The 12,231-nt window shown below is 45.0% G+C and carries 8 protein-coding genes; 4 read left to right on the forward strand and 4 right to left on the reverse strand.

Features of this window, described 5'->3' with window-relative positions; genetic code table 11:
- Positions 1-25: 25 nt before the first annotated feature.
- On the reverse strand, positions 26-2,344 hold the full coding sequence (locus tag FTD44_RS06250; protein WP_222165658.1) for a T9SS type A sorting domain-containing protein: 2,319 nt from the start codon (positions 2,342-2,344) through the stop codon (positions 26-28).
- A gap of 136 nt (positions 2,345-2,480) precedes the next feature.
- On the opposite strand from FTD44_RS06250, the gene FTD44_RS06255 reads away from it, so the two are divergent.
- Both FTD44_RS06255 and FTD44_RS06260 read left to right on the forward strand, forming a co-directional pair.
- Positions 2,481-4,415, forward strand: a complete 1,935-nt coding sequence (locus FTD44_RS06255) for a tetratricopeptide repeat-containing sensor histidine kinase (protein ID WP_222165659.1) — start codon at positions 2,481-2,483, stop codon at positions 4,413-4,415.
- A gap of 23 nt (positions 4,416-4,438) precedes the next feature.
- On the forward strand, positions 4,439-5,077 hold the full coding sequence (locus tag FTD44_RS06260) for a response regulator transcription factor (RefSeq protein WP_222165660.1): 639 nt from the start codon (positions 4,439-4,441) through the stop codon (positions 5,075-5,077).
- A gap of 46 nt (positions 5,078-5,123) precedes the next feature.
- Here FTD44_RS06260 and FTD44_RS06265 read toward each other — a convergent pair whose 3' ends face one another.
- Both FTD44_RS06265 and FTD44_RS06270 read right to left on the reverse strand, forming a co-directional pair.
- A complete protein-coding gene (locus FTD44_RS06265; protein ID WP_222165661.1) occupies positions 5,124-5,957 on the reverse strand; it encodes a tyrosine-protein phosphatase in 834 nt (277 codons plus the stop codon).
- A 26-nt stretch (positions 5,958-5,983) separates the two neighbouring features.
- A complete protein-coding gene (locus tag FTD44_RS06270; RefSeq protein WP_222165662.1) occupies positions 5,984-8,890 on the reverse strand; it encodes a TonB-dependent receptor in 2,907 nt (968 codons plus the stop codon).
- A 264-nt stretch (positions 8,891-9,154) separates the two neighbouring features.
- Between FTD44_RS06270 and FTD44_RS06275 the strand changes: the two genes are divergently transcribed.
- Positions 9,155-10,330: a helix-turn-helix domain-containing protein gene (locus FTD44_RS06275; RefSeq protein ID WP_222165663.1), complete on the forward strand. Its 1,176-nt coding sequence runs from the start codon at positions 9,155-9,157 to the stop codon at positions 10,328-10,330.
- Here FTD44_RS06275 and FTD44_RS06280 read toward each other — a convergent pair.
- Positions 10,327-11,637: an MFS transporter gene (locus FTD44_RS06280; RefSeq protein WP_222165664.1), complete on the reverse strand. Its 1,311-nt coding sequence runs from the start codon at positions 11,635-11,637 to the stop codon at positions 10,327-10,329. The genes FTD44_RS06275 and FTD44_RS06280 overlap by 4 nt on opposite strands.
- A 138-nt stretch (positions 11,638-11,775) precedes the next feature.
- On the opposite strand from FTD44_RS06280, the gene FTD44_RS06285 reads away from it, so the two are divergent.
- A complete protein-coding gene (locus FTD44_RS06285) occupies positions 11,776-12,165 on the forward strand; it encodes a hypothetical protein (protein WP_222165665.1) in 390 nt (129 codons plus the stop codon).
- Positions 12,166-12,231: the final 66 nt, after the last annotated feature.

Genomic DNA, 12,231 nt, shown 5'->3' on the forward strand with positions numbered 1-12,231 from the left:
ATCCGGAACCTGTTTGAAAAAACAACTATTGTTTTACTATTTTTTCTACTTTGATCAGTCTGCCTTTTGCATCGAACACCTGCAGGAAATAAATACCTACAGATAAATGTTTCACTGAAATTTTTCCTGCCTGTTGCTGTGTAGCCAGCACTACTCCCTGAACAGAAACCACAGCTGCGTTTACGGCTACCGGGCTCTTGATGTATACCATATCCTGCACCGGGTTAGGATATATCTGTATTTGCTGTGCAATGCGGTCCACTTCATTTATAGCAGTAGCATTGGTTACAGTATATACTTCCGAGGTATCGGAACAACCATTGATAAGTCCGGTAATTACTTTGTACTCACCATTCAGGCTAACGGTGTACGTGCTTTGCGTGGCACCGGTGATAGGCAGGTCATTGCGCAGCCACTGGTAGGTATCGTAAGCACTTGTTACCCCAAGCTCATAGTTATTGATGGTAATAAACGGTTCCAGGATCTGGTTTACGGTAAGGTCCAGTATCATAATACTGTCGCAACCGCCCTGGCTCCAGAAATGATGGCGATACACTCCGCTCTGGGTATAGTTAATGCCGTTATAGCTATAACTATTACATGCCTGTATGGGCAGTACAGTTGTAGAAGTATCGGCACAGGCATATTTAGCTACAAAATGGCTGGTTGTGCTGTTGCCATTAATCATCACCACATTTGGTGTATCGAGAGGGTTAATGATAAAGGGAGTTGTTTTGAATGCTGCTGAAGCATACAGGTTATTAGACCCGTCGACATGAATGGTATTACCCGCCTGTGTTTCGCTCGGGATGAGGGATGGTGATTGTGTACCATAACGCATGGTCCAGTCCTGGGTGCCGGAGCGCAGGTATTTGCGCAGAAATGCATGCGCATAAACGGTTGTAGCCGCTGCGTTCGGATTAATCTTTCCTTTTACGGTTCCGCCTATATACACATTACTGAAGGCATCCAGGGAGAGTTTAGTTCCTACATAATCATTATCATTGATCAGGTTGAACCCGATTTTATCTTCCCATACTACAGCACCGGTATCATTGTATTGTCCTACCACCAGGCCTTTCGCCTGTACATAGCTGTTTGAGTATACGCCGTTATCATGTATTCTTACAGAGTCTTCGAAGCCTGCGTAGAATACGAGATTATTCTGATCATTTACGGCCATATCTGCAGGGCTCGATCTTTTGGATTCGAAAACGCGGGACCATAAAGCCACTCCGTTTGTATCATAGCGGGCCACGAATGCATTGTATGCAAGGCTACCAGTGTTCAGCGAGTGAATCGTATTGGCCGGTTGCCCTTCCATATTGATATCGAAGGTATCGCTTACCTGTCCGAGTACATATAGTTTTCCGGCATTGTCTGGGTTTACTTTAAAACGCAGGAGGTTGCCGTTCTGCACTCCTTTGGTAAACTGCATTTTTTCAAGAGTACCGTCAGCAGTATCCAGCCTTGCCCAGAAGCCTACATTTTTAGCAGTAGTGTTGGTAAATACTTTCTGATAGTTTGCCCCTCCCGGATCGAAGGTGAGGGTATCTCCTGCCTGTGCTTCTAACAGGTATCCAGATACGTACAGCTTCCCTTTACTATCCATCACAAAATGATTGAAGTTGACATCCGTGGAACGGTAATATGGCGCGAACCACAATACACTGTTTTTCGTAAACTGTTTCGCCCATTGCAATTCGCCATCGCCATTAAGGCGGGCAATGAAACCATCTTTGCTGCTCGTCAAAGTATTCGTTACTGCAGACAGTAACTGCGTACCGGTTCCCGGATCTACATCGATGACACCAGGAAAGGTACCGGCTATATACACATTGCCGGCATCGTCTATCTCCAGACCAGCCAGCATCGGCTGGTTATAGACATCATTAAATTTAAAGCTCGTCTTATTGAATCTCTTTATCCATACCAGGTTTGAATCTTTATCCTGTTTGGTAATGAAGAAATCATACTGTCCGCTACCATTCGGCACCTGGTTACCTACCTGCAGTTGTGCTGCCGCTCCGCCTCCGAAGTTGAAGCTGTCTGTAAATGTTCCTGCGGTATACACATTATTCCAGCGATCGGTTTTGATCATTGTTATATTCATGATACCGGAACTGCGCTGCGCCTTATGTTTGACAGACCACTCATATTGCTGTTGCTGGCCATGTGCACTGAAGCCCAGTGTACACAAGAGCAGGAGCAGTGCAGGTGTAATATTGTAAAACCTTACCATCATTAAATTATTATAGTTAGAAAAAGATTGTTGTCTTGCAGCAAACGGTAATACCCGGTCTGCGGTACAGGCAAAATTAATCTGCCACAGTACCGGAGTCATGAGCATTTATACCCTGATTATAACAAGTAGAAATACTTATTAAAATTATTACAATACATCTCTAGCAACTGAAAAAAGACTTATAAATGACAATCCAAAAAATACATATCTTTATTTTTGTACAATCCCGTTAAACATGAGCAAAAGCATACGTGTATTCCTCTTTGTGGTCCTGGTTTTGTGCAGAACGATATTGCTCGCCCAGAACCATGCTCCAGATCATACTTCTTCATCAGGCAGACAGGTTATTATTGATGAGATCAATAAAACAGAGCAGTTAAGCGATACGACAATTGCAATACAAACCCTGCACCGGATCATTGCCGAAAATGGTGCTGATGCGGAAATACAGATTAAGGCTTTTATAGCATCAGGGAATGTACAGCTGCAGGCAGGCCATTTCCAGCATGCCTTAAAGCAATATCAGTCGGCCCTTCGCTTTGCTGCACAAGCACCACCATACTTCAGCCTTTGTCATAATAAAATAGGCAATGCTTATAACATGCTGTCTGATCAGGACAATGCTGCATGGCATTATAACCGATCTGCGCGCTACAGTGAATCTATTGCCAGTTCTGTAATACCGGCAAGCTATGCTTACAGTAATCTGGGCACTATATTGTCGCAGCAAAAGCAGTATGACAAAGCGTTATACTATACTGAAAAAGGAATTGTTCTGGCACGAAAAAGCAAGGATCAAAAATTTCTGGCTACGCTGATCCTGAATAAAGGATTAAACCAGAATCTTAAGGGGGAAAATGAACTCGCCTTACGCACACTGGATACTGCGGCACAGTTATGCCGTAAAGAACATTTTGACCGGAAGCTGTTTACCGTATTGCTGAACATGGGTAATATTCACCTGGAGCTGAAGCAGCCGGAGCAGGCACTGAAGACTTATACTGAAGCAAGGGCTTTGCTCGCCGCAGGGAACGGGATTCCTTCCAATGAAATTAATTCCCTGTATCGGCAACTGAGCGATATATATTTTCAGCAGAAACAATATACCCTATCCCAGCATTACCTGGATGCGGCAGATGCCTATGCAACTAATTCTCCTATCGATAAATACCTGACCCATTATCAGCAGGCCAGGCTTGCTTTTGAGCAGGGTCACTATAAAAATGCGTATGAGGAGATAGAGCAGTTCCGTAAGATTAAGGATAGTATTGAATCTAGCGAGATTGTACTGAAAGTTCAGGAGCTGGAAACGAAATACCGTACACTGGAAAAAGATAAAGAGATCTCTGATAAAAGTGCGCAGATCAGTACACAATCACAGCAGCTGTTTCAGAAAAATCTCTGGATCACTATTTTCATTCTCTCCTTCCTGATCCTGGCCGGGGTATTTACCTGGTGGCGCCTAAAACGTAGGACTGTTGCGCGAATGGAGAAAAAGACACAGGAGATTGAAAAGCTGCAGCATATATTACTGGGAGAAGAAACGGAGCGGAAACGCCTGGCCCAGGAATTGCATGATGGAATCAACAGCCAATTATCGGGAGCAAAAAGTTATATGCTGGCTATCGGCAATAAATTTCCCGAACTTACAGAAGAGTCCTATTATAATAAGGTGAAGGAAATACTGGATCATACCAGCAAGGAGTTGAGGAGTATGGCGCATAACCTGGCCCCGGGCGAGCTTAACAAGGGCCTTGTACAAGCGGTAACCCAATTTACAGCACGGGTACAGACAGAACAGGTGCATATTGAATTTCAGCATTACGGTTATTTCAATCAGTTGAGTGAACTGCAATCGATCAACCTATACCGTATTATACAAGAGCTGGTACATAATGGGCTGAAACATGCACAGGCATCTGAAATTATTGTACTGATCAATGAATACCCGAATGAATATTGTATCATTGTTGAAGATAACGGACGCGGATTTATACAGAAAGAAGATGCCGCAACAGAAGGCATAGGCCTGAATAATATCCGTGACCGGGTGCATCTGCTGCAAGGATCGCTGACGATAGAATCTACCGCGCAAAGCGGTACCACCTTTGCGATACATGTACCTAAGCTGATGGCTTTACCTGCATCTGTACCCAAAGCAGCTATGTAATAAATCTAAATTTTGAATCCTTTATGAAGATCAGTGTGGGTATTATTGATGATCATCCGGTAGTGCGGGACGGGCTTGCGGCCTTCCTGGAACTGGAGGCAGATATATCTGTGACGGGTAGCTATGCTAATGCCAATCAATTGCTGGCGGCATTCAAAGAGCAACAGCCGGAGGTTTTGCTATTGGACTTACAGATGCAGGACATGTCCGGATTTGATTTGCTACCGGTAATTACTGCTAAGTATCCTGCTGTCAAAACTATTATCCTGACCAGTATGGATTCAGCGCTGGTGATCCGTAATCTATTACAATCGGGAGCGAAGGGTTACCTGCTGAAAACAACTAACCAGGACAGGATTGCTGCGGCGATACGGGCGGTGATGCAAGGGGAGCTCTATCTTTCTGATGAGGTAAAAAGCCTGCTGACCAATAGCTTACTGCAACATAAAACTAACCTGGGTTTCCATAAAGATCTTTCGGAAAGGGAATTGCAGATCCTGCAACTGATCTATGATGAGCATACCAGCCAGGAGATTGCCGACAAGATTCACCTGAGTGTGCGCACGGTAGAAAATTACCGGCTGGGCCTGCTTCAAAAACTGGATGTAAAAAATATGGCGGGCCTCATTAAGAAGGCGATACTCATGGGATTGGTCAAATAAAAAAGGGAGGCCTGCACTGGCCTCCCCGCACTTTTCCACTATACACTTATTCAGTATACATTCTTCTTAAACGGGCCATTCCTTTCTTATCTATGCCCAGTTCTTTATCAAAAAAGTTTTCGATACTGCCGTATTTTTCTTTAATCGATCCGAAGAACAGGCGGATTAATTCCGGACGCAATTGCATTTCCGCTTCAATCTTTTCCTGAGGCAAACCCGATGCCTTAGCCAGTCCGCTCAACATCTGTGACATGCTCTTACCCAGGTATGCATTTGAGGCTACGAAATCAGCTTCGATCGTCGCCTGTGGTACACCCATAGCATAAAGGAACAGGGCATTGGCCATACCGGTACGGTCTCTGCCGCCGGTACAGTGAAACAGTAATGCGGCAGTATCGTTCAGGTTCAGTAACTGCTGAAACATAGGTTTGTAGCGGTCTCCGAAATACTGAACACCTTCTTTACCATACATTTTTTCCAGGAAGCCGCCTTGTTTGATGAGGGTAATCATCTGTGCTGCATCGGGCAGGTTATCGCTTCCCGCAGGACATAATGTGTATTGTGCACCCGGTAACAATTTATCCGGGGCTGCAGCAGCTTCTTTAGTACCTCTGAAATCAACTACAGTATACATTTTCTTTGCGCTGATAACTTCCATATCTTCTGCAGTCAGCTTATCAATGGCAGCACTGCGGAATACTTTATTCCATTTTACGGTTTTACCATCTGTGGTTTTATAGCCTCCGGCATCTCTGAAGTTGACTGCACCTTTTACCGGTACCAGCCTCTGTGTACTGTCGGCCAGTTGTGCCTGTGCACTGAAAGGAATACTAATGATTACAGCGCATGCGATCTGCTTAAAGTTGATTATATTTTTCATCTTGATTTTCTTTTGAATGAATTGTGTTATTTGATAATGTTCCATCTGATACCAGCCTGGCCTCTGCTGCCATACCATTCGCTGGAGGTAAGGCGTTTGCTGTCGCCCATATAGAATTTCACCGGGGCATTGTTCAGGTTGTTCAGCTCTACGAACGCTTTGATGCGCTTGTTGATACTGAATGTTGCTGACGCATCAATGGTAAAGTTAGCCGCAGACCAGATATAAAAGTCGGGGCCTAATTGCTGATTGATGGTCTCTACAGAGGTGCCACGATAGTTACCGGCCAAGCGCACCATTACACCATTACGTTCGTAGAACAATATAGCATTGAACAGGTTCCTGGACTGATTAGGTAATGAGGTCTTATCCAGCTTCAGGTTTGCTCCTGTACCTCTTGGCACTTCTACCTGGCTGTTGATAAAGGTATAGTTGAATTCTACCCCGAAACCACTCCAGAAGCCGGGAAGGAAATCGAAACGCTTATTGATACCAGCTTCAAAACCATACAGGGATGCATTCTTCAGGTTCTTGGCTTGTGTAACCATGTAGTCGCTTCCTCCTATATTCTGCATGCTGATGTCCGTAAATACAACGTCTGTAATATTCTTATAGAACAGACCTCCGGACAGCAGACCTATATTGCTGAAATAGTGTTCGCCCATCAGGTCAAAATTGCTGGAGAAGGTTGGTCTCAGATCAGGATTACCCTGCGCTATAGACATTGGTGTTTTGGTATTATCTACAGATACACCCGGTGTCATATCTCCGAAGTTGGGACGGATAAAGGTCCTGGTATAGGCCGCCCTGATATTGGTCTGCTCACCCGGGGTATACTTCAGGTGCAGCATCGGCAATAAAGCGTTGTAGTTATTATTCACTTTGCTTTCGCTGATGGTGGTTACTGCCGGATTGCCTGCTATAGTGGCTTTCGAACCGTTCAGTTCCATCAGTGTATATTCATTGCGTATACCCCCTACAATTTTCAGTTTATCGCTGGCTTCTACTTCTGCCATTACATATCCTGAGGCAACTTGTTCTGTACCGGTATACAGAGCAGTAGGATTGGTTTTAGGTGTCACATTTACAAAACCGTTCTTTGTCAGGAAGTCGTTGCTGTACATATTGAACAGCTGATCTTTGGTCAATGGTGTAACCTTATACTGATCGTAACTGCCCGCCATTCCTTCAAAATAGGCAGAGCCAGAAGGGAAGGCTGTAGTGCTCAGCTGAGAAAGGCTCAGTAATGCCGGTGCATTAGGTACACCCAAAGCAGCACCTGGCATAAATACTATACTGGAACCATAAGTGCTTTCACGATACTTACTGCGGTACTTCCCTCCGAATTTAAAATTCACTTTGGGCGATGCGGTTACTTTAAAGTTGAATTGCGCAGTACGGTCATGCTCACTGTTGTCCAGTTGTGCGATAACGAGTTGCTGCAAGGTCAGTTTATCCGGATCCATTACTTCTGCACTATTGGTTAACCCGGCATCGAAATGTTCCGGATCTCCGCCTACCCCGTTTGGAGAATCAAATCCCCAATAGCGTTTTCCATCGGAAGACAGGTTATTAAATCCTCCGGTAATTTTCTGACGGAAGGTTGCAATCGGCAAACCTTTGGTGCCATAGGTCGGAGGGGTCTCCAGGAAGTATTTTGCGGCATAGTCTGTAACGGCCCAGTCAAATTTCACTTTATTGCCTAACTGGTGTTCTCCGCCCAGTTCCCCGCCGGTAATGCTGGTCTGGTAATGAGAATAGCGATAGTTGTATTGGTAGCGGCTGTTGTTATAATCGATATAGGATTCATACACGGGACGTATGTCATTGAATTTGCTCAGCATACCGCGGAAGTAAATCCTGTTGGATGGATCAAATTTATATTCCAGGCCTGCATTCAGTCCCATTGTCTGGCGACTACCCATATAACGTTTGAACATTACAGAGTTGATCGAATTCTTTTGCTGCATATCGGCCAGGCCGGTATTGTATGACACATCAAAGGCATCGGCACCCCACTGGCGATTCCAGATGGCTCCGGCTACCATTACACCGAGTTTATCTTTAAAGAATCGATCGCCGTATACAAGGGAACCATTATAAGTTGCATTCTGAGAGAAGGTATTGTAGCCTGCTGCTGCACTCATACTTAATTGTCGCTGTGCCGGAGCAGTGCGGGTAATGAAGTTGATAGAACCACCAATCGCATCGCCTTCCATGTCCGGAGTAATGGCCTTAGAGACCTGTACATACTGGATCATTTCAGAAGGAACAGCATCGAGTACAGATGAACGGTTGCCCAGCACGTTAGCGCTCGGCAGTCGATTGCCGTTAAACAAAGTAGAAGTCCAGGCAAATGGTGTGCCCCTTACGGTAGCCTGATCGGCCTCACCATGATAGCGGGCTACCGCTACACCCTGCATACGCTGCACTGCTTCTGCGGCATTACGATCCGGTAGTTTACCGATGGCATCTGCCGCCAGTACATCCATAATTGCTACAGAATTCTTTTTAATGCTGTAAGCTTTTGCCTGAGATGGCGCCATAGTACCGTTCACGATTACTTCACCGATTACTTTTTCCCGATCGGGATGTAATTCTATAGTACCAAGATCATTTACGCCCTTGGTCACATCCAGCTCCAGCGTTTGGGTAGCATAACCCATATAAGAGATGGTCAGTGTTGCCTTGCCTTCTTTAAGTGCATCAATCGTAAAGCTACCATTGAGGTCTGTAGCAGTGCCTCCCTTAAAGCTGGCACCCAGAATTGCTGCACCCGGTAAAGTTTCTCCTTTACTCGCCACCACACCTTTAATGGTTTGTGCCTGCACCCCTGTTACAGATACACAGCCGGTAAAAGCCAGACCCAGAATCCACTTAAAGGGTACGGCCGGCTGTACCTGCAATTGCTTTTGTGTAAAACTTAGTTTCATATGTTTGAAAAAGATTTCGGCAAAATTGCTACAGCCGGCAAATTATATCGACTTCTTCCAACAAGGTATACACATGCTGGTAGCTATCGTTGGAGTAGCACTAATACACGTTGATAATCAAACACTTAACCTGTGTTACCAAAATATTATGCTTTAAAGGTCCGGGTAATTGTACTGCCCGGGCAGGGATATTTGTACCTACACTTAATATTATGGTAATATGCCATCAGTACATTTGCATCGTGATCAGTGCAATATAACAGTATGCAATACGTTATTGTAATCGGAATTTTTCAGGCTTTGCTGGCGATAATATTATTATGGCAGAATAAGCTGCGCAGTAATGCGGACAATCTTTTGATCATGCTGATGGTCTGTATCGCAGCCCATCTTTCCATCAAATTTGTCATCTTCAATTTTGTACAGGACCAGCAGGTACGCCAGCAGATGAATACGTTTATCGCTTATTGTTATGGTCCTTTGCTGTACCTGTACGCACTCAAACGCAACAACCCTTCCCTCATTCCGGCTTCGAAATGGTATGTATTTATTCCCGTTTTGATTGGCTTTGTCGGATATACAAGCATTACCGGTGTACTGATTTATGCTCCGGCAGACGGCTACCGTTTACTGCACTGGTATAATGAAATCAGTTTCTGGACGCTGGTGGGCTCGGATCTGTTTTTTGCCCTGAGCACACTGCACCTGATCCGGCAGGATGAACACAATAAGATAAAAGAGAAGCAACTGATTACGCGGCTGGCATATTGTTTCCTGGTGATATCCGGTCTGGCATTCGGATTTTATATTGCCGGAAAATACATGGGTACTCAGTATGTGATCCTGTCCAGGAGTGTAGTGTACAGTATGCTGGTGTATATGTGTGTGCTGATTATACGGCATAAATACATGACCGTACAAGAGGTAAGTCCGGAAAAGGAACAGGTGCTGCCACAACAGGCGCCTGCGGAAATGACTCTGGTCGCATTTGAAATGCAGGAACCTGCAGCAGATCATATATTGGCTGTACAACGCAAGCATGGCTTGCAGGAACAGGCGCAACAAAAAATATGGGCAGACCTGGAACGGTATCTGCAACAGCATAAACTCTTTACAGATATGGACCTGAGCCTGGACAAGCTGGCTGCTGCTATGGACATCAGTAAATACCACCTTTCCGAGACCTTAAACAATCATGGTAATACCACCTTTTACCGGTATATCAACGAGCAGCGTGTACATTACGCACAGGAGCAAATTGCTTACCTGCACGGCCAAGGAATTTCAATCAATATGCTCTCGGTAGCACTGGATTCCGGCTTTAAGGCTAAGTCTTCGTTTAACCGCTACTTCAAGGAATTACTGGGCCTCACCCCTACCGAATACATCCGTTCGCTGGAGCAGATCGCCCCTCCGGATGGTATGCTTGCCGTGCATTAGTCCTCTTTCATACGAGAGGTTTCTTTAGTATCTTTCATGCCTGCATACACCAGCAGGGAGCAGAAAATGCAGGCGGTGATGTACCAGTAAAAATAATGCTCTACCCCTTCTTGTTTAAACCATAAAGCCAGGTATTCTGCTGTACCACCAAAGATGGCTACAGTCAATGCGTAAGGTAATCCTACACCCAATGCCCTTACTTCTGCAGGAAATAATTCTGCTTTTACTACTGCATTGATAGATGTATAGCCACTGACGATGATCAGTGCTGCAAGCAACAGGAAGAACGCGGCGATCATAGAGGTTGTATGGCTGAGTGCAGTCAACAGTGGTACGGTACACAGGGTACCTAATATACCAAACCCAAGTAGGAGTGGTCTCCTGCCGATCTTATCGGATAAAGCTCCGAAAACGGGTTGCAGACAGGCAAAGAGCAATAAAGTAATGAAGGATATTAAGGTGGATTGCTCCTTGGTCAATTGTACGGTATTGACTAGGAATTTCTGCATGTATGTGGTGTACGTGTAGAAGGCCAGGGTTCCGCCCAGGGTAAGTCCGATCACGGTCATCAGTTGGCGCGGATGCTTCATCAGTTCTTTGATGGTGCCTTTTCGCTCATCTTTCACGGAGTTTTTCTGATGCTCAAAAGCCTCCGTTTCGTGCAGGTTTTTGCGGAGGTATAAGGCAATAACGGAGAGTATAGCTCCGATCACAAACGGGATGCGCCAGCCCCATTCATTGAGCTGCGCCTCGGTAAGCAACAATTTCTGTAGTAATAGCTGAATGCCCAATGCAATCAGTTGACCACCGATAAGGGTTACATACTGGAAGCTGGAGTAAAAACCACGGCGGTCTTCTGTGGCCATCTCGCTGAGGTAGGTAGCTGATACACCATATTCGCCACCCACACTCAAGCCCTGCAACAGGCGTGCCAGCAGCAATAAAGCCGGGGCCAAGACCCCGATGGTACTGTAAGCAGGTGTCAGGGCAATGAGCAATGAACCAAAGGACATCAGCAATACCGATAGCGTCATGGCTCTTTTGCGGCCCACCTTATCAGCAATACGACCAAACATCCAGCCACCGATCGGACGCATGAGAAAACCTACGGCAAAAATACCGGCAGTATTCAGCAACTGTGCCGTCATATTTCCGGTAGGAAAAAAGCTATGGGAAAAGTAGATGGCAAATGCTGCATAGGCATACCAGTCGTACCATTCTACCAGGTTCCCGATCGAACCGCCGATAATGGCCTGAATACGCTCGCGGGTGGTAATCGGAGTGCTTTGGGTATTGGTCTCGCTCATGGGGTAAAATTAACGGAATTAGGCATATCATGAATATGCACAGACAGTTTAAACCCCTCGATCAGCCCCTCTTCACAAAAAAATAGCGGCAAGCCGGATATTCATTTAACTTCGATTGTCTTGAACACGCACCACACTATGATGACAAACAAGTTAGCTATCAAAATATTGCTGGGACTGGTCTCGGCGGTGATCTTATTTCACCTCTGCATTATTGTAAAGATTATCCCTTATGAAATTACCTGGGGAGGTCGTCTGCAAAATGATACAGAAATGTATGTTTCTGAAGCGGTATCTATCCTGATCAATTTATTTTTGGGATTCTTACTTCTGATCAAGGGAGCATTTATCAGGCCATATCTCAAGCGGGGCATCAATGCAATACTCTGGGTATTTTTTGCACTGTTCTTATTAAACACTATTGGCAATCTTTTCGCAAAAACAACATTTGAGCAATCATTTGCAGTGCTGACACTCATTTTTGCAGCACTTATCGGCTTCATTCTGCGCAATAAGAGAGCCCGGTAATGCTTAATATTAAGCCAGCATTTAATTGATACTTACCTTTGAGATATCTATAATCTGATATACTAT

Origin of the sequence: Edaphocola aurantiacus (assembly GCF_019797745.1) — a bacterium.
Classification (GTDB): Bacteria; Bacteroidota; Bacteroidia; order Chitinophagales; family Chitinophagaceae; genus Edaphocola; species Edaphocola aurantiacus.